This is a genomic window from Amycolatopsis sp. w19 (assembly GCF_051373225.1).
In the GTDB taxonomy this organism is placed as follows: domain Bacteria; phylum Actinomycetota; class Actinomycetes; order Mycobacteriales; family Pseudonocardiaceae; genus Amycolatopsis; species Amycolatopsis japonica.
The window spans coordinates 156,355-174,435 of the sequence record NZ_JBPQFM010000003.1; the positions used below are offsets into that span (position 1 = coordinate 156,355).

Here is an 18,081-nt window from a genome sequence, read left to right on the forward strand (position 1 = left end):
AAGGGCCCGGACATCCCCATGTCCGGGCCCTTCTTCATCCCCCTGCCCCAGGCGGATCGCGTTCAGCGGGCTGAACGCGATCCGGCGGACGCCGCGCCCCCTGCGCACGGCGTCCGCCCCGATCAGGATTCGCCCGGCTGTTCCGGGGTCAGGAGCCACGCGGCGGCGTAGAGCGGGATCGCGAATCCGGCGGTGAAGAAGACGCCCGCCACGAGGGCGATGCGCAGGATCGCGGCGTCGACGCCGAGGTAGGCGGCCCAGCCGCCGGCGACGCCCGCGAGCATCTTGTCGGTGCGGCTGCGGTAGAGCTTCTTGGTGGCCTGGGGGGTGTACACGCTGTTCGTCATGGCCCCATGTTCGCTCCGGAACGACCCCCGGCACATCGGGGAACGGCCCCGACCCGACCCTGGAATCCGACCCTGAGGGGCCGGAAAACCGGATGCCCGGCGTCCCTGCCCGCGGGTATGACTTGTCCGGTGGAACACGACAGCCCCGAATTCGCCGCCATCGCCGAGCAGGGCACGATCCTGCGCTGCCAGGTCGGGTCCGGGCTGCACGCACGCAACCCGAAGGCGCCCGATCCGGCCCCGGTGACCTCGACCTGATCGTCTACTCGCTGCGCAAGTGGATGCGGCTCGTGCTCAACGGGAACCCGACCGTCCTCCTGCCGTTGTTCGTACCCGAGTCCGAGATCATGGTGATCGACGAACTCGGCGCCAGAAGTACGGCTTCGACACGAAGTTCGCCATGCACATGGTGCGGCTCGGCGTGCAGGGCGTGGAGCTGCTGGAGACCGGCCGGATCACGCTGCCGGTCCCCGAACCGTGGCTCGGCCGGCTCCGGGATCTGAGGCAGGGCGAGAAAACCCGCGAGGAAGCGCTGGAAGCGGCCGAGTCGCTGGAGCACCGTCTCGACGAGCTGGTGCGCGCTTACCTCAGGGCGTGGAAGATGCCTTGATGACGATCAAGGCGAAAGCGCTCACGTTCGGGGTCGCGGTGCTGACCGTGCTGGGAATCGGCACGGCCGGTGCCGCGCCCGAAGGTCATGGCGCGCAAAGCAGACTGGACGTCGTTCAAGCCCGCGGCGAGATCCGCGTGTGTTCGACGGGGGACTATCGCCCGTTCACCTATCGGGACGCCGGCGGCGCGTGGAGCGGGATCGACATCGACCTCGCGGGCGACCTCGCCCGGCGGCTCGGCGTCCGGCTCCAGCTGGTCCAGACCACTTGGAAGGCGATCGCCGACGACGTCGGGCGGAAATGCGATCTGGCGATGGGCGGGGTTTCGGTGACCTTGGACCGCGCGAAGAAGGGTTTCTACACCGTTCCCTATCTTCGCGACGGCAAGACGCCGATCACCTTGTGCGAGAACGAAAAGCGGTTCCAGACCCTGGAGCAGATCGACCAGCCGGGTGTGCGGGCGATCGTGAATCCGGGCGGTACCAACGAACAGTTCGCCGACGCCAACCTCAAGCGCGCGACCATCGTGCGGCATCCGGACAACAACACGATCTTCGCCGAGATCCTGGCCGGCCGGGCCGACCTGATGATCACCGATGCCACCGAGACCCGTTGGCAGGCGAAGCGGAATCCGCGTTTGTGCGCGGTGCATCCCGACGAGCCGTTCACCTTCTCGGAGAAGGCGTACCTTCTGCCGCGCGACGTCGTGTTCAAGGAGTGGACCGACCAGTGGCTGCATCTCGCGCTGAACGACGGCACTTACGCGCGTATCGCGAAGCCCTGGCTTGGCTGAAATCGGTTTGAACCACTTTCGTTATCCGGCCGTATCCCTGGATGTGGGTGAGGAGGAAACCAGACCGGAGGAAGACACCGATGATGAACAGCGCCGGGAAACACCGCAAACGCGCGACGATCGGCATCGCGTCCGTGCTCGGGGTGGCCGCCATCGCCGCGGCGATGTTCGCGATCAGCACTCCGGACGGACAGGCCGCGGAAAGCTGCCAGGGGCTCGACACCGCTCTCCGCAACAACCTCACCTTCATCGCGGGCCAGAAGGCGCAGCCGGACGCCTTGTCCGAGGCGCGGATCGCGAACAGGCAGGCCGTCGTCGACCTCATCCAGCAGCGCCGCGAAGCCGCCGGGTGCACCGAAGAAGTACAGGCCGACAGCGGGAAGCAGGCCGCGGACGACGCCATGGCGGTCGAGGACGAGGCGGCTCCGAAGGAAGAGGCGGCGCCGCAGGAGGAAGCGGCCGCCGGTGACGGCGAGGTCGTCTGCCCGGGCTCCACGGTGACGCTGTCCGGCGAGGGCGGCGCCCCCGCGGCGTCCAGCGGCGAGTTCCCGGCGGGCACCAAGCTGAAGGTGACGAACCTGGACAACGACAAGTCCACGACCGTCGAGGTCACCGGCGTTTCCGGCAGTTGCGCGCTGCTGAACAACGCGGCCTTCGAGCAGGTCCGCGAACCGGGCAAGTTCCTGATCCGCCGCGCCACCATCGAGCGCGTCGGCTGAGACACCCGCACCGGGACGGGGAAGACGCGGACGGATCCGGTGCGGAGGCGGCACGAGTCCTCCTGGTCCCCTCGGCCAGGAGGGCTCGTGGTCGTTTGTATCTCGCTTGTACGCCCTTTCGGGACGCTTCTCGCGAAACGCCGAGAAAGGACATCCGATGAGATTCAGACGAGTGCTCACGGCGGCCGCCACCGCCTTGCTGGGCATGGCCGGGCTGGCGATCACCGCGACGTCGGCCGAAGCCGCCGTCGGGCCGCGTCCCAACTTCCAGCTTCCGTTCCCCTGCAACCAGGTGTGGAACGGCGACAACGACAACAGCAGCGCGCACCGGGCCTACGAGATCGACTTCAACCGGGGCAGTTCCGCGGGGGCGGATCTGGGCGACACGGTGGTCGCGGCGGCGGCGGGCAAGGTCGTCATCTCGGCGCACCAGGGGTCGCAGAACGGCTTCGGCAACCTCGTGAAGATCGACCACGGTGGGGGATGGTCGACCTACTACGCGCATCTGAAGGTCCGTTCGGTCGCGCTCAACGCGCAGGTCGCGCAGGGGCAGAAGATCGGCGAGGTCGGCAACACCTCCAAGCCGGGCAACAACATCAGCCCGCACCTGCACTACGAAGTCCGCACCAACGACTCGTCGTGGCCGAGCAACATCAAGCCCGCGTACTTCAACGGCGTGAAATTCGGCTACCCCAACGCCAACGTGACCTCCAAGAACACCTGCAGCGGCAACGGGAACGCCAACCCGTACGACGCCGTCGAGGTGTGCGGCGACGGCTACAAGGTGATCGACTCGCAGGCGGTCGGCAGCGCCGCGACGGCGTACCTGCTGTACAACGCCACGAACAAGAACAACTGCGTCACCACCATCAAGTCCACCTCGGTCGGCACGGGCAGCGCTGTCTCGGCCTTCCTCGAAGTGCAGGGTTCGGCCAGGAAGACCGACTCCGGCAGCTTCGAGTACTACGCGGGTCCGGTGAGCGCGGCCGCCGGCGCGAAATGTGTCCGGTGGGGCGGCTCGGCGGGATCAGCCAGCTACGAATCGCCTTTCGAGCACTGCACCTGATCGTCTCGCGAACGCTATGAACGGTCCGTTCCTTGCAAATTTCGCAAGGAACGGACCGTTCATAGCATCCGGAGGTGAGCGCGAACGCGGGTGAGGCGGGCTTCCCAGGCCTCCCGGACGTCCGGGGCGGCGGCGTGGGCGGCGAACAGATCGGGAACGGGAGCCTGAAGCGGCACCGGCAGTCGACCGTCCACAGGGGACAGTGATTCGCCGCAGACATCTCCGGTCAGCAACGACATCGTGCCCAGTCCGCACGCGAAGTCCAAAGTGGGCAGTGCGCCCGCGAGCGCCAGCCCGGCGGCGAGCCCGACGCTCGTCTCGACGGCGGAAGACACCACGCACGGCAGGCCGCAGGCTTCGGCGACCTCCAGCGCGCGCCGCACCCCGCCCAGCGGCGCGACCTTCAGAACGGCGACGTCGGCCGCCCCCGCGACGGCCACCTTCAGCGGATCCTCGGCCCGGCGGATCGATTCGTCCGCGGCGATCCGCACTCCGACCCGGCGCCGGACGGCGGCCAGTTCGTCGATCGACGGGCAGGGCTGCTCGGCGTACTCGAGCCCGCCGGCCGCGCGGTCCAGTTCACCGATGGCCTTGACCGCGGTGTCCACGTCCCAGGCCATGTTCGCGTCGACGCGGACGGCGCCCCGCGGGCCCAGTGCGGCCCGCACCGCCTCCACCCGGGCGCAGTCCTCGGCGAGGCTCACGCGCGGGTCGGCGACCTTCACCTTCGCCGTGCGACAGCCCGAAGCGGAAACAAGTTCGTACGCCTGCTCCGGGGACACCACCGGCACGGTCGCGTTCACCTCGACGCTGTCCCGCACGGGCGACGGCCAGCCGCGTTCGCTCGCCTCCAGGGCGGACGCGAGCCACGGCGCGCTCTCGGCGTCGGAGTAGTCGGAGAACGGGCAGAACTCGCCCCAGCCCGCCTCGCCGCGGACCAGCAGTCCTTCGCGGACCGTGATGCCTCGGAACCGCGTGCGCAGGGGGATAGCGTAGACGTCCATCGGCACCGATCATGCCACCGCGGGAATCGCGTGCCGATTCCGTCGGTTCCGGACAGAATGAGCGACGTGGCACTCGACTTTCGCGTGCTGGGGCCCACCGAGGTCACGGCGGACGGGCTGCCGGTGCCCTTGGGCGGCAGCAGGCCGCTCATCGTGCTGGCAGGCCTGTTGCTGCGCGCGAACACGGTGGTTCCGGTCGGGGAGCTGGGCCGCTGGCTGTGGCCGGACGACCAGCGGCGGTCCAAGGGGGCGCTGCAGACCTACGTCCTGCGGGTCCGCCGCGCGCTCGGCGACGAGGTCACCATCCGCACCGAACGGGGTGGTTACCTGCTCGAACTCGACGAAGACCTGCTCGACCTCGCCCGTTTCCGCGCCCACGCCGCGGCCGGCGCGGAGGCCGCGCGGGACGGCGACCTGCGCGGAGCCGCGGGCCGGTTCGCCGCGGCCTTGTCCGAATGGCGAGGGCCGGCGCTGCAGAACGTCCACTCCGAAGCGCTGCTTCGCGACGAAGCCGACCAGCTGGGCGAAGAGCGGTTACGAGTGTGCGAGCAGTGGGCCGACGCGCTCATCGCGCTCGGCGAGCACAACGTCGTCGTGCCCGAGCTGACCAGGCTCTGCCGCGAGAACCCGCTGCGGGAGCGGCTGCACGAACAGCTGATGCTCGCGCTCTACCGCTCCGGTAGGCAGGCCGAGGCGCTGAACGTCTACCGCCGGATCGGCGCGGTGCTGGCCGAAGAGCTCGGCCTGGACCCAGGCGCGTCGCTGCAGCGGGCGCACCAGGCGATCCTGACCGGCGAGGAGTCCGTCGAGACCACATTGGACTCCGAACTGACGCGGTACCGGCTCGGCGCCGAACCGCTGATCCCTCGCCAGCTCCCCGCCGATCTGCGTGTGTTCTCCGGGCGCCAACGCGACCTCAAGGCGTTGCACGGGCTCGTCCCGGAGGCGCTGGACACCGAGCGGTCGACGTCCATCGCCTCGATCGAGGGAATGGGCGGCATCGGCAAGACGACGCTCGCCGTCCACTTCGCGCACGAGGTCGGAGACCGCTTCCCCGGCGGACAGGTGTACCTCAACCTGCGCGGTTACGGTCCCGGCGAGCCGGTCGAAGCCGCCGCCGCGCTCGAAACCATGCTCGTCTCCGTCGGCGTCCCCGCCGACCGGATCCCCGCCGACGTCGACGGGCGCGCGGCCACCTGGCGCACGTACAGCGCGGGCCGCCGGATGCTGATCCTGCTCGACAACGCGGGGAGCACCGAGCAGATCCGGCCGCTGCTGCCCGGCCCCGGCTGCCTGGTGCTGGTGACCAGCCGATGGCAGCTCCAAGCGCTCGTCGCGACCCACGGCGCGCGGCGCGTCGCGCTGGAAGAGCTGCCGGACGAGGACGCGATCGCCCTCCTCGCGTCGACGATCGGGCTTGACCGGGTCGCCGAGGATCCCGAGGCCACCGAACGGTTCATCCGGTACTGCGGCGGCCTGCCGCTGGCCATCCGGATCCTCGCGGTGCGGGCGGCGCAGTTCCCGGACCTCGCGCTGGGCGAGTTCGTCCGGCTGCTGGAAGCCGAACAGGACAGGCTGGGCTCGTTCGACCTCGCCGACGGCGACGAGACGAACATCCGGGCCGTCTTCTCGTACTCGTACCGGGCGCTCGACCAGCGGGCCGCGCGGATGCTGCGGCTGCTCGGCCTGCCGACCGGCGGCGACTTCAGCGTGCCCGCGGCCGCGGCGGTGGCCGGCGTCGACATCGCGGAAGCACACGAGGATCTGGCGAAACTCGCGTCCGCGCATCTGATCGCGCGGTCCAAACCGGGCCGGTACCAGTTCCACGACCTGATCCGCGCGTACGCGGCCGAACTTTCGGCGGAGCTCGACGGGCCCGAGGCGCGGACGGCCGTGCTGGACAGGCTGCTCCACGCGTCGCTCGCCTCCGCGCTGAACGCGTCGAGGCTTCTGCGCTCCGAACGGCACTACCGGCTCGTCCAGCCGGAGCGGTTCGACGGCGCCGGCCTGAAGTTCGGGCACTACGAACAGGCACTCGACTGGTTCGACGAGGAGGCGGGGAACCTCATCGCCGCGGTGAACATCGCGTACCGGGAGCGGCGATACCGGGAATGCTGGCAGCTGGCGTGGCTGCTGCAGTCGTACTTCATCGTGCGGGCCCGGCTGGACGACTGGCGTTCTGTGTTCGGCGTCGCGCTTCGTGCCGCCCGCGACCTCGGGGACCGTTCCGGCGAGGCCGCCATCCTCAGCGGGCTCGGCGTGGCCTGCGGGGTCGCCCGCCAATACGAGGACAGCATCGCCTACCTGGAGCAGGTCGTCGAACTGCAGCGGCAGGTCGGGGACCGGCAGGGCGAGGCGCGGGCCCTCTACAACCTCACGCTGGCCAGCCAGGATCCCGACACGGGGTGGGACTACGGCACGCGCGCGTTGCGGCTCATCCGCGAGAGCAACGTCGGCGCCGGCATGGAGGCCAGCGCGCTGCAGGCCCTCGGCGACATCTGCGCCCAGGCCGGCCGCTTCGAGCAGGCGCTCGACTTCGCCGACCAGGCCTTGGCGCTGGAGGCGCACGCGCTGCCCGACGAAGCCCGCTTCACCTTGCACACCAAGGGAACCGCGCTGGTCGGGCTCGGCCGCGGCGACGAGGGCATCGGCTGCATGCGGCGCGCCGTCGAGATGTTCTTCGCCCACGGCGAGCTCTACGAGGCGGCCGACGTGCTGGCCCAGCTCGGCGGAATCCATCTGCGGCTCGGTGATCCCTCGTCGGCGCGTGAATGCTGGCTGCGTTCGGTGCGAGTGCTGACCGAGCTCGCGCATCCCGACGCCGAGGACGTCCGCACCAAGCTGGCCTCGCTCGTGGGCGAGACCGTCAAGGCTGAGTGAGGCACGGGCGCCCGGCGTGCCGACCCCCAGAACCAGCACGCGAGTACGCCCGTGACCTCACGAGCCAGTGAACAGGACACCGCTCACTGCGCGCTGACTGTGCAGCTTGCGAGGGTCAAGCCAGGAGTTCCGCGAGGGCGATCGCGTTCTTCGGCGCCTCGACCTTGACGTCGTTGTCGAAGTAGACGTACGTGTCGCGGCCCCAGCCCTTGATCTTCCGGGCCCACTTCTTGAGGGCCTTGTCGCTGTAACCGCTGACGTACAACTCCTCGTCGCCGTGCAGGCGGACGTACGCGAAGTCTTCGCTCGTCATCTCGTCGATGTACGGGAACTTGCCCGCGGTGTCGGCGACCACGAGCGCGATGCCGTGTTTCCGGAACAGGTCCAGGCTTTCGGGCTCGGCGAAGCTCGGATGCCGTACCTCGACGGCGTGCCGGAGCTTCCGGCGAGGGCTCGGATCGGTGTGCGCTTCGGCCTTCAGCTTGTCGTCGTGGTGTTTCGCGAGCTTGGCGGCGGCATGGCTGGTGCGCGGCAGCAGCTTGAAGAACGCTTCGACGCGCTCGGCGTCGAACGCCAGCCGCGGCGGCAGCTGCCAGAGGATCGGCCCCAGTTTCCGGCCGAGCGCCAGCACTCCGGACGCGAAGAAGTTCGCAAGCGGCGTCTCGACGTCGCGCAGTTGCTTCAGATGCGTGATGAAGCGGCCGCCCTTGACGGCGAAGACGAAGTCGTCCGGGGTCTGCTCGGCCCACGCGCGGTACCGCTCGGGACGCTGCAGCGAGTAGAACGAGCCGTTTATCTCGGCCGAGTTCATCCGGGACGACAGGTATTCCAGCTCGCGCCGCTGCACCAGGCCGCGGGGGTAGAAGTCCCCGCGCCACGGTGGATAGCGCCAGCCCGAAGTGCCGATCCTCAGCTCCGCGACGTCGATCACCGCCTTCCCGTGCCGCCCTGATTCCCCCTCTCTCCTCGGGATAAACGACCACTCACGCCCACGAGAACCGCCACCGGCGGGTCTGCACCAGGGTGGACGCGAACTCGCGCAGATTGCCCGGCTGGCCGGCGAACGCCGGCAGGCAGAACGAGCGGTGCTCGGCGGCGACCGTGAGCGCGCGGCCCTGGGTCCGCGGCGGCGCGGCCACCGAGAGCTCCATCGAATCGAAGCCCAGCACCGTGAGCGTCGCGCCGAAGCGGTCTTCCCAGCTGCGCAGGACGGCGGACAGCTCGTGGACCTGGTCGGTCGCCTTGATCATGCCCGTCCAGCCGAGGATCGCCGGGATGTCGGCGGGCCGCTCGGTCTGCACCAATGCCAGCCGGTGCTGCCCGCGCGCGGCCAGGATCGACCCGGTGTTACCCGCCTCGGCCAGCGGATCCGCCCGGCGTGACGGACGGCGGGCGAGGCCGGGGAACTTCGCGCCGAACGGGCGCAGGCAGGCTCCGTCGCAGCACGACGTGTCCCACCAGCGGGCCAGCACTTCGGCCGGATCCACCGAGTCGATCCGGTGGTCGGCGGGGGCGAGCCTGCCGCGGTCGTCGATCCAGTCCTCGCCGTTGGCCGCGAAACGCTGGTCGTGCGGGATCAGCACCGGCCACAGCCCGGACCGGTCGAACTCGGCGACGCAGCCGGTGTAGCGCTCCGGCCTGGCCAACGGCAGGTCGGAAACCCAGATCCGGCCGTGCCACCGGCCGGGCGGCAGGGTCTGGACTGGTGGTGTACCCGGTCGGAACGGTGCGATGGTCATCGGCTTCCCCTCGAACTGGTGTTCGGTCAACTCTACCGAACACTAGTTCGAAGCACCGACAGTTTTCGATACCCCGTTTGCGGGATCCCGGGGTGGTCACCTCAGGCGTCGCTGGAGTCACACGTGTCCCAGCGGGTGTCCACCTTTGCCCAGGTACATGAAGGCCCCCTTCCTTGCGCCTAGGTAAAGGAAGGGGGCCTTCATGTACTTCAGGCGACCACCGCGAGCCGAAGCGAAGCCCCTACATCGGGCGCAGCAGGTCGTCCGCGTCCACGATCCGGTACGCGTACCCCTGTTCCGCCAGGAACCGCTGCCGGTGCGCCGCGTACTCCGTGTCGACGGTGTCCCGCGAGACGACCGAGTAGAAATGCGCCTGCCGTCCGTCGCCCTTGGGCCGCAACAGCCGCCCGAGCCGCTGCGCCTCCTCCTGCCGCGAGCCGAACGTCCCGGAGATCTGGATCGCGACCGACGCCTCCGGCAGGTCGATCGAGAAGTTCGCGACCTTCGAAACGACGAGTGTCCTGATCTCGCCGCGCCGGAACGCGTCGAAGAGTTCCTCGCGTTCCTTGTTCCGGGTCGCGCCCTGGATCACCGGCGCGTCGAGTTCGTCGCCGATCATCTCCAGCTGGTCGAGGTAGGCCCCGATGACCAGCGTCGGCTCGCCGGGATGCCGGTCGACCAGCGATTTGATCACCTTGGTCTTGGTGTCCGCGGTCGCCGCCAGTTTGTACCGCTCCTCGGCCTCGGCCGTCGCGTACGCGAGCCTCTCGGCGTCCGTCAGCGTCACGCGGACCTCGGTGCACTCGGCCGGCGCGATCCAGCCCTGCGCCTCGATGTCGCGCCACGGGACGTCGTACCGCTTCGGGCCGATCAGGGAGAACACGTCGCCTTCGCGGCCGTCTTCGCGCACGAGGGTCGCGGTGAGCCCGAGCCGCCGCCGCGACTGCAGGTCCGCGGTCATCCGGAAGACGGGTGCGGGCAGCAGGTGGACCTCGTCGTAGACCACCAGGCCCCAGTCCCTCGAATCGAACAGGTCCAGATGCTTGTACTCGCCCTTGGTCTTGCGCGTGACCACCTGGTACGTCGCGATGGTGACCGGCCGGATCTCCTTCTTCTCCCCGGAGTATTCGCCGATCTCCTCTTCGGTGAGCGAGGTCCGCGCGACCAGCTCCCGCTTCCACTGCCGGCCGGCGACGGTGTTCGTCACCAGGATCAGCGTGGTCGCCTTCGCGTGCGCCATGGCCGCGGCGCCGACCAGGGTCTTGCCCGCGCCGCACGGCAGCACGACGACGCCCGATCCGCCCGCCCAGAACGCCTCGGCGGCCTTGCGCTGGTAGTCGCGCAGCTCCCAGTCGTCCTCGGCCAGGTCGATCGGGTGTGCTTCGCCGTCGACGTAACCGGCGAGGTCTTCCGCGGGCCAGCCGACCTTCAGCAGCGCCTGCTTGAGCCGTCCGCGTTCGGACGGGTGCACGACGACGGTGTCGTCGTCGATACGCGCGCCCAGCATCGGGCTGATCTTCTTGTGCCGGAGGATCTCCTCCAGCACCGCGCGGTCGATGGTCGACATGACCAGGCCGTGCGCCGGGTGGTTGGCGATCTGCAGCCGCCCGAAGCGGCCCATCGTGTCCACGATGTCGATGAGCAGCGGCTGCGGCACGGGGAACCGCGAGTACGTGGTCAGCGCGTCGACGACCTGTTCGGCGTCGTGACCCGCCGCGCGGGCGTTCCACAACGCGAGCGGCGTGATCCGGTAGGTGTGGACGTGCTCGGGCGCGCGTTCCAGTTCGGCGAACGGCGCGATGGCGATCCGCGCGTCGTCGGCCTGGCTGTTGTCGACCTCGAGGAGCACGGTCTTGTCGGATTGGACGATCAGCGGGCCATCGGTCACATCCTCCTTTATACGTTCCGGCCACACCGGCTCCCGTCGCGGCACCGCTGGTGGAAGGATGGACACAAGGTGACTGGAGGGGACCTTGACGACTACACCGACCGGCGGGACGCCCGAGTACGATCCGTTCCACGCGCCCGCGCCCCTGCCGCCGATGCCGGAGGCGGCACCGCCGACGCCGTTCCCGAAACCGGCCCCGCTGAGCGTGCCGGCCAGGGTGTCGATCGTGCTGGGTGTGGTCCTCGCGCTGGGCCTGGGGAGCCTGGCAGCCTGGGGCATTTCGCGGTCGAGCAGTTTCGCCACGGTCGAGGCGGGCAAATGCCTGTACCTGACCGACGAGTCGGGCGGCAATCAGAGCTACACGACGGCCAGTTGCAGCTCGAACCGCGCGACCTTCCGCATCGACGAGGTGAGGACGGGTTCGTCCGACTGCCGCGACGCGGACTACATCCAGTTCGAGCTGTACGGGACCTCGTCCAGCCGGACGGCCAAGAAGACGCTCTGTCTCGCGCTGAACGTCGAGACCGGGGATTGCCTGCGCGACGTCGTGCACGAGACGCGGATCGCGAAGGTCCGCTGCACCGACATCAGCGCGGAGGCGCGGGCGGTCGTCACGCGGGGATCGTCGGAGACCGCCTGTTCGTCGGAAGACACCGCCCTGCACTACACCGGGCCGCCCGAGCGCACCGTGTGCCTCAGGCCGACCGGGGAAAACATTTAAGGGCGCGCCACCATCGACTGCACGTCGAGCCGGGCGCCGAGACTGCCCGAGTTGTGCATCAGATCGGCGACGCGCTGCAGCCGGATGCCGTTGAGGGAGACCGGGTACGTCCCGAGCGAGATCAGCGAAGCCGTCGTCCGGTCGATGTCGGAGAACGAGGGCAGCGCGTCGCGGACGACGGCGGGGTCGGCCGCCCGCACCTGCGCCTCGCCGAGCACCTTCCGGAACACCGCGAGCGTGCGGGCGTTGGCTTGGGCGAAAGCTCCCATCGAAACGTAGGACGACATCGGGAAGTCCAGGGTCGCGCCGCGGGCGCCGTCGGCGAGGATGCTCGCCCCGAGCTCCTTCTCGGCCCTGGTGATGTACGGCTCGACCATCCACGCGGCGTCGACCTCGCCCGCCTGCAACGCCTGCGGCATCCGGTCGAACGGGTTCTGCTTGAACTGGATCCGGTTCACGTCGACGCCCGCGGTCCCCAGCACCGACCTGGCCGCCAGCACGCCGACGTCGTCGAGCATGTTCACCGCGATCTTCGGTGACTTCTTGAGCGTCGGTTCGGTGTAGTCGGAGCCGGGGAGGGTGACGAGCGCCATGGTGTTGCGGCCGGCGGTGTAGGCCTCGCCCTGCAACTGCAACGCCGTCCCCGCCGCGGCGGCGCGGAAGATCGACACGTCGCTGGCGAACGCGAGGTCGACCTCGCCGGCGGAGAGTTTGCCGATCGCCTGGTCGCCGGGAACCTCGACGAGGGTCACGGAAAGGCCGGCCGCGGTGAACTTCCCGTCGGCGACGGCGACCCGCAACGGTGCCGTGTCGATGGGGCTTCCGACGCCGATGCGCAGTTCCGTCCGTTCGAGTGGCGCGTCGGTGCTTGCGTCACCACCTGAAAACACTCCGCAACCGGCGGTCGCCAGCAGAGCCGCTACCAGCGGAATCGCCAAGACACGCATCTTCGTCACCGCTCACCTACCGAGAGAATGTGCTCCTCCTTCTGGATCGTATGGTCCGTGCCCCATACGATCGCCTGCGGGAGACGCCGGATGGCGCGGCTTTCGATCGTTCTCGAACCTTGTTACTCTACAGTAGGTTCGGGCTCTCGTCCCCGATGTCAGCCATGGGAAAGGGTCCCGTGGTGGGAAAAGGAAACCAGGTGGCCCGTCGCGACAAGCGTCCCCGTGGGGGCGACGCGGCGGAACGGCATCCTCGTGTCGGCGGCCGCTGGCGGCTGCGGAACTGGCACCTGCGTACCAAACTCTTCGTGGTACTCCTGATTCCCGCGCTCGCGGTGGTCGCCCTCGTCGGGCTCCGGGTCAACTCGGATCTGCGGGACGCGCGGCAGCTGGCCGAATTCGCCACCCGCGGCCGGGTCGACAGCACCGTCGCCGAAGCGGTGCATCAGCTTCAGCGCGAACGCGACCTCACCGTCCGGTTCGTCGCGGGTGATCGCAAGGGCGATCTTTCCGAATTGACCGAACAGCGCAAACGGGCCGACGAAGCCATCGGCACGTTCGATCGCACGCTCGGCGAGAGCAAGAGCAGGCTCGGAGACAAGGCCGCGACGAGCCTGCAGCAGACCAGCGACCGCCTGCGCGTGCTGACCGGCCTCCGCTTTTCCGCGGAACACTCTGCTTTTCCCGCCGACGCGGTGCTGCGGTCCTACAGCGAGCTCATCTCCGGCCTGCTCGACATCAGCGACGCCACCGCGGCCGACGTCTCCGACCCGGATCTGGGGAAGCTCCGTCTCGCGGGCAACGCGCTCGCGCGGGTCAAGGATCAGATGTCGGTCAAACGCGCGATCATGGCGGCCGCGCTCGCGCAGGGCGGCCTCAACCGGGACCGGACCCGCGCACTGCTCGGCGCGGAGGCTGAACTCGCCGCCGCCCGCAGCGACTACCGCACCTTCGCGACGCCCGAACAACAGCGCATGTACGACGACACGGTCATCGGCCTGATCGTCGACATCGGCAACGACATGGTGGAATCGGCGCTCATCCGCGCCGAGAACGATCAGGGACTCGGCGGGCTGGACCCGAACCAGTGGGACACCTCGGCCACGTACACGGTCAATCTGGCCCATCAGGTGCAGCAGGCGCTGCTCGTCCAGCTCCAGGAACGCACCGACGCCCTCGCGGCGCGCGCGAGGACGTCCGCGATCTGGGACGGCGGCATCGTGCTCGCCGTGCTGATCGTCGCCGGTGTGCTGTCGGTGATCATCGCGCGTTCGCTGCTGCGGCCGTTGCGGATCCTGCGCCGCAGCGCGCTCCAGGTCGCCGAGCATCAGCTACCGGCGGCCGTCGAAGGTCTGCTGAGCGATCCCGAACCGCAGCCGGAGAACCTGCGGCGGCGGCTGGCCGTCGCGCCCGTCCCGGTGTTCAGCCGCGAGGAACTCGGCCAGGTGGCGCGGGCGTTCGACGCGGTGCACGGCGAGGCCGTCCGGCTCGCGGGCGAACAGGCCATGCTGCGGGAGAACATCAACGCGATGTTCGTGAACCTGTCGCAGCGGAGCCAGGATCTCGTCGAGCGGCAGCTGTCCGTTTTGGACCGTATGGAGGCCGACGAACAGGATCCCGACACCCTCGCCGGCCTTTTCGAGCTCGACCACCTCGCCACCCGGATGCGCCGCAACAGCGAGAACCTGCTGGTGCTCTCCGGAACCGACGTCGTCCGTGAAGACGGCGGCGCCGTGGTCGCCGACGAGATCATCGGCGCCGCGCTGTCGGAGGTCGAGCACTACCAGCGGATCGAACTCGGCGCGGCGCCGCGGATCGCGGTGCGTGGCGAGGCCGTCAACGACCTCGTGCACGTGGTCTCCGAGCTGCTGGAGAACGCGACCCGCTATTCCGACCAGAGCACGATGGTGCAGGTCGAGGGGCACGAGACCGACCGCGGCGAATGGCAGATCGAGATCACCGACCACGGTGCGGGCATGCCGCAGGCGGAGATCGACCGGACCAACACGCGGCTGGCGAACCCGCCCGACGTCGACGTCGAGGTGTCCCGGCGGATGGGCCTGTTCGTGGTCGCGACGCTGGCCGTCCGGCACCATATCGACGTCCGCCTGCGGTCCGCCGACGGCGGCGGGATCACCGCGGTGGTCGTCGTGCCCGCCGAGCTCATCGTCGAAGCGCCCCGGCCGGCTCCGCTGCCGGAGCCCCCGCCCGTCACCGTCGTCGTGCCGGAGCCGGAACCCGAACCACCGCTGGAAGTCCCGCCGCTGCCCGAACCCCAGGAGAGCGCCGAGGAATCGCGGTTCGCGCCCGTGCTGGACCCCGGGCCGCTGCGGCGCGCGCCGGTCGTCGAGCGCGAGACCCCGCCGGAATGGCCGTCCTCCGACGACGACGCCGTCAACCATCTCGAACTGGACTCGCCGACCGAGCGGATGCCCAAGTACCAAAGCGTGCTTTCGCAGTGGTTCGACCACGGAGGCCCGCGCGAAGGGCCTTCGCCCGCCGAACCCGGCCCGCCCTCCTTGCCGTCATTCGAACCGGTGAAGAACGCCGTGCCCGAGGAGCCGGCGCAGGATCCGGACGAGCCGACCGAGCCGACGCTGAAGCCGCTGGAGCCGAAGGCTCTGGTGCCGAAGGAGAAGGCGCCGGAACCCGAGCCAGCTTGGCCGACGCCCGCCGAGCTGGAGCAGGAGGACGGGGCGGAGGAGACCTGGCCGGTGCTGCCCGCCGTCGTCCCCGAGGCGCGGTCGCAGGACGACAGGCCGGAGAAACCGCTGGGGGAGAGGCCGATACTCTCACTTTCCCCCGAAGCGGTCCGCGAACGGATGACCAGCCTGCAAGGCGGTTTCCGGCGCGGTCGCCACGCCAGGGGTGACGACAACCCCTCGGTATAAGCGAATTGGATGGTCCATGAGCCCGAAAACCGGCCTGCTGGAAGTGATCGCGCTGACCGCGGTGGACGCGGAGCGCGCACAGGAGGGCGGGGCCGATCGCCTCGAACTGGTCAGCGACATGGCCAGCGACGGTCTCACGCCGTCGGTCGAGACGCTGCGCGACGTACTCGCCGCCACCGATCTCCCGGTGCGGGTCATGCTGCGCGACAACATGTCCTTCGCCGCCGGTGACCTCGACGGGCTGCGCGCGGACGCCGGGCGCCTGATCGACGCGGGCGCGCGGGAGTTCGTCTTCGGTTTCCTGGACCTGGAAAGCGAAATCGACGTGGAGGCCTGCGAGACGCTGGTCAAGGAGCTCGACGGGCTGCCGTGGACCTTCCACCGCGCCATCGACCGCGCGCGGGACCCGTTGCGCGCCTACGACCGGCTGACCGCGCTCGGCTGCGACACGGTGCTCGCGGCCGGGCATCCGCACGGTGTGGCGCACGGGCTTTCGGTCCTGCAGCGGCTCGCCCGGCGTGAGGACGGGCCGCGGCTGCTCGTCGGCGGCGGCCTTCGGGCTCAGCAGGTGCACCTGCTGAGGGCGGGCGGGGTCGGCGCGTTCCACGTCGGCAGCGCGGTCCGGCCGGGCGGGTGGGAGTCCGATGTGGACGTCGCCGCCGTGCGCGAATGGGCGGCACTGGTCAAGGAGTAGGCCGGACCTTCCTTGCGCGTGCAACTACCGCATTCAGAGGACGAAATGCGGGGTTGCCGGACGTGCGCATGGGGTCAGGTCCAGACCACACACGGTGATACGAGGTTGCATCTTCAACTATCGGGTGCCGACCAGATAGCGTGTGGCCATGGCTACCCGCACCGTACGTGACGCGACCAGGGAACTGCTGCGCGATCTGGGCCTGACCACCGTTTTCGGCAATCCCGGGACGACCGAGATCGCCTTCCTCACGGAGTGGCCCGACGACTTCACCTACGTGCTCGCGCTCCACGAGGCGTCCGTCGTCGCGATGGCCGACGGGTACGCCCGCGCGAGCAGGCGGGCGGCGCTGGTGAACCTGCACTCCGCGGGCGGGGTCGGGCACGCGCTCGGGCATATCTTCACCGCGTACCGCAACAACGCCCCGCTGATCATCCTCGCCGGCCAGCAGACCAGGTCGTTGCTGCCGGACGATCCGTTTCTCGGCGCCGTCGAGGCGGCGAACTTCCCCAAGCCGTACGTGAAGTGGAGCTGCGAGCCCGCCAGGGCGGAGGACGTCCCGGCGGCGCTGGCGCGGGCGTATCACATCGCGACGCAGGCGCCCATGGGTCCGGTGTTCGTCTCGGTGCCCGTGGACGACTGGGACGTCGAGACCACGAAGCCGATCGTGTCCCGGCCGCAGATCCGCGGTTTCGCGCCCGATCCGTCCGCTTTGGACGAACTGGTGTCGGCTTTGGACGCAGCCGAGCGCCCGGCGATCGTGGTCGGCCCCGGTATCGATGGTGAAGGCGCCGTGCCGGACGTCGTCGAGCTGGCCGAGAAGGTCGGCGCCGGGGTCTGGGCGCCGCCGATGGGGGCGCGCTGCTCCTTCCCCGAGGACCACCCGCAGTTCTTCGGATTCCTTCAGCCGGAAAGGAAAATGCTCGCGAGCGCGCTGGCGGACCATGATCTCGTGGTCGTCATCGGCGCCCCGGCGTTCACCTACCACGTGTACCGCGGCGAGTCGGAAACCGCGCTGCCGCCGCTGTTCCTGGTCAGCGACGACGAGCAGATCCTCGCCAGGGCCGCGGAAGGCACCGGGATCCGCGCGACGCCGAAGCTCACCATCCGCGCGTTGCTGGACCGCGCCGCGCCGCGGGAAGCGCCGAAATCCCGCACCCGGCTGGAAAAGCCCGCCGCGGTCACGCCGATCACGCCCGGCTTCGCCTACTCGGTGATCTCGGAAGTCCTGCCGGACGACGCGATCGTCGTCGAGGAGACGCCGAGCCACCGCAACGAACTGCACGACCACCTGCCGATCAAGTCCACCGACACCGGCTTCCTCACCGTCGCCAGCGGCACCCTCGGCTACGGTCTCCCGGCCGCCGTCGGCGCCGCCCTGGCCCGCCCGGACCGCAAGGTCGTCGCGATCCTCGGCGACGGGTCGAGCATGTACTGCGTCCAGGCACTGTGGACGGCGGCGCAGCACAACCTGCCGGTGACGTTCGTGATCTTCGACAACTCGCAGTACGCCGCCGTGCGCATCCTCGGCGAGGCCGCGGGCGGCGAGAAGGTGCCGGGTGTCGACCTCGGCGGCATCGATTTCCCCGCGCTGGCGAAGAGCCTGGGGCTGCGGACGTCGGTCGTCGAGAAGGCCGAAGACCTCAAGCCGACGCTGGAAGCCGCGCTGCCGGATGAGCGGCCGCATCTGGTGCACGTCCGCATCGACGCGAACCCGCGCACGCTGTACTGAGCCGGCTGAAGGGCGCTGTCCCCGCATCACATGCGGGGACAGCGCCCTT

The 18,081-nt window shown here is 69.6% G+C and carries 17 protein-coding genes; 11 read left to right on the plus strand and 6 right to left on the minus strand.

The genetic code is table 11. The features are described from left to right. Positions 1–122 precede the first annotated feature (122 nt). Positions 123–347 carry a PspC domain-containing protein gene (locus ACSMFO_RS08320; RefSeq protein WP_007033414.1) on the minus strand — a complete coding sequence of 75 codons (225 nt, stop codon included), beginning with the start codon at positions 345–347 and terminating at the stop codon, positions 123–125. Between the two features lie 129 nt (positions 348–476). Between ACSMFO_RS08320 and ACSMFO_RS08325 the strand changes: the two genes are divergently transcribed. The 6 genes from ACSMFO_RS08325 (at position 477) to ACSMFO_RS08350 (ending at position 3,536) form a co-directional block, all read left to right on the plus strand. Next, complete coding sequence (locus ACSMFO_RS08325) at positions 477–605, plus strand: hypothetical protein (protein WP_436458353.1); 129 nt, start codon at positions 477–479, stop codon at positions 603–605. Beyond that, a complete protein-coding gene (locus ACSMFO_RS08330) occupies positions 605–850 on the plus strand; it encodes a hypothetical protein (RefSeq protein WP_436458332.1) in 246 nt (81 codons plus the stop codon). The genes ACSMFO_RS08325 and ACSMFO_RS08330 overlap by 1 nt, the downstream gene beginning before the upstream one ends. Beyond that, positions 748–957 (plus strand): hypothetical protein, encoded by a 210-nt coding sequence (locus tag ACSMFO_RS08335; RefSeq protein WP_436458355.1) that lies wholly within the window; start codon positions 748–750, stop codon positions 955–957. The genes ACSMFO_RS08330 and ACSMFO_RS08335 overlap by 103 nt, the downstream gene beginning before the upstream one ends. Continuing rightward, complete coding sequence (locus ACSMFO_RS08340; protein WP_436457822.1) at positions 957–1,751, plus strand: transporter substrate-binding domain-containing protein; 795 nt, start codon at positions 957–959, stop codon at positions 1,749–1,751. Before ACSMFO_RS08335 ends, ACSMFO_RS08340 begins: the two co-directional genes overlap by 1 nt. Positions 1,752–1,831: 80 nt before the next feature. Further along, positions 1,832–2,470 (plus strand): hypothetical protein, encoded by a 639-nt coding sequence (locus tag ACSMFO_RS08345; RefSeq protein ID WP_436457823.1) that lies wholly within the window; start codon positions 1,832–1,834, stop codon positions 2,468–2,470. 157 nt (positions 2,471–2,627) lie between these two features. Beyond that, positions 2,628–3,536, plus strand: a complete 909-nt coding sequence (locus ACSMFO_RS08350) for a M23 family metallopeptidase (RefSeq protein WP_436457825.1) — start codon at positions 2,628–2,630, stop codon at positions 3,534–3,536. 59 nt (positions 3,537–3,595) lie between these two features. Here ACSMFO_RS08350 and ACSMFO_RS08355 read toward each other — a convergent pair whose 3' ends face one another. Continuing rightward, the gene (locus ACSMFO_RS08355) at positions 3,596–4,540 is read right to left on the minus strand and encodes an o-succinylbenzoate synthase (protein WP_436457827.1); all 945 of its coding nucleotides are present in this window, start codon (positions 4,538–4,540) and stop codon (positions 3,596–3,598) included. Between the two features lie 66 nt (positions 4,541–4,606). Between ACSMFO_RS08355 and ACSMFO_RS08360 the strand changes: the two genes are divergently transcribed. Further along, a complete protein-coding gene (locus tag ACSMFO_RS08360; RefSeq protein WP_436457829.1) occupies positions 4,607–7,420 on the plus strand; it encodes a BTAD domain-containing putative transcriptional regulator in 2,814 nt (937 codons plus the stop codon). Positions 7,421–7,535: 115 nt separating this feature from the next. Here the strand turns inward: ACSMFO_RS08360 and ACSMFO_RS08365 are convergent, their stop codons facing one another. The 3 genes from ACSMFO_RS08365 to ACSMFO_RS08375 all read right to left on the minus strand — a co-directional run bounded on the left by ACSMFO_RS08365 (position 7,536) and on the right by ACSMFO_RS08375 (position 11,047). Continuing rightward, positions 7,536–8,351 carry a DUF72 domain-containing protein gene (locus ACSMFO_RS08365; protein WP_436457830.1) on the minus strand — a complete coding sequence of 272 codons (816 nt, stop codon included), beginning with the start codon at positions 8,349–8,351 and terminating at the stop codon, positions 7,536–7,538. A 52-nt stretch (positions 8,352–8,403) separates the two neighbouring features. After that, positions 8,404–9,159, minus strand: a complete 756-nt coding sequence (locus ACSMFO_RS08370) for a DUF4253 domain-containing protein (protein ID WP_436457832.1) — start codon at positions 9,157–9,159, stop codon at positions 8,404–8,406. 241 nt (positions 9,160–9,400) lie between these two features. After that, on the minus strand, positions 9,401–11,047 hold the full coding sequence (locus ACSMFO_RS08375) for a DNA repair helicase XPB (protein ID WP_037335606.1): 1,647 nt from the start codon (positions 11,045–11,047) through the stop codon (positions 9,401–9,403). An 85-nt stretch (positions 11,048–11,132) separates the two neighbouring features. Between ACSMFO_RS08375 and ACSMFO_RS08380 the strand changes: the two genes are divergently transcribed. Beyond that, positions 11,133–11,768 carry an LppU/SCO3897 family protein gene (locus ACSMFO_RS08380; RefSeq protein WP_436457834.1) on the plus strand — a complete coding sequence of 212 codons (636 nt, stop codon included), beginning with the start codon at positions 11,133–11,135 and terminating at the stop codon, positions 11,766–11,768. Here the strand turns inward: ACSMFO_RS08380 and ACSMFO_RS08385 are convergent. Next, positions 11,765–12,724 carry an ABC transporter substrate-binding protein gene (locus ACSMFO_RS08385; RefSeq protein ID WP_148311435.1) on the minus strand — a complete coding sequence of 320 codons (960 nt, stop codon included), beginning with the start codon at positions 12,722–12,724 and terminating at the stop codon, positions 11,765–11,767. The two genes, ACSMFO_RS08380 and ACSMFO_RS08385, sit on opposite strands and share 4 nt — an antisense overlap. Positions 12,725–12,915: 191 nt before the next feature. Between ACSMFO_RS08385 and ACSMFO_RS08390 the strand changes: the two genes are divergently transcribed. The 3 genes from ACSMFO_RS08390 to mdlC all read left to right on the plus strand — a co-directional run bounded on the left by ACSMFO_RS08390 (position 12,916) and on the right by mdlC (position 18,032). Further along, the gene (locus ACSMFO_RS08390; protein WP_436457836.1) at positions 12,916–15,606 is read left to right on the plus strand and encodes a nitrate- and nitrite sensing domain-containing protein; all 2,691 of its coding nucleotides are present in this window, start codon (positions 12,916–12,918) and stop codon (positions 15,604–15,606) included. Between the two features lie 16 nt (positions 15,607–15,622). Beyond that, positions 15,623–16,300 (plus strand): copper homeostasis protein CutC, encoded by a 678-nt coding sequence (locus tag ACSMFO_RS08395; protein WP_378414997.1) that lies wholly within the window; start codon positions 15,623–15,625, stop codon positions 16,298–16,300. Between the two features lie 148 nt (positions 16,301–16,448). Then, positions 16,449–18,032, plus strand: coding sequence for a benzoylformate decarboxylase (gene mdlC / locus ACSMFO_RS08400; protein ID WP_360123678.1), 1,584 nt, complete (start codon positions 16,449–16,451; stop codon positions 18,030–18,032). The last annotated feature ends 49 nt before the right edge of the window (positions 18,033–18,081 follow it).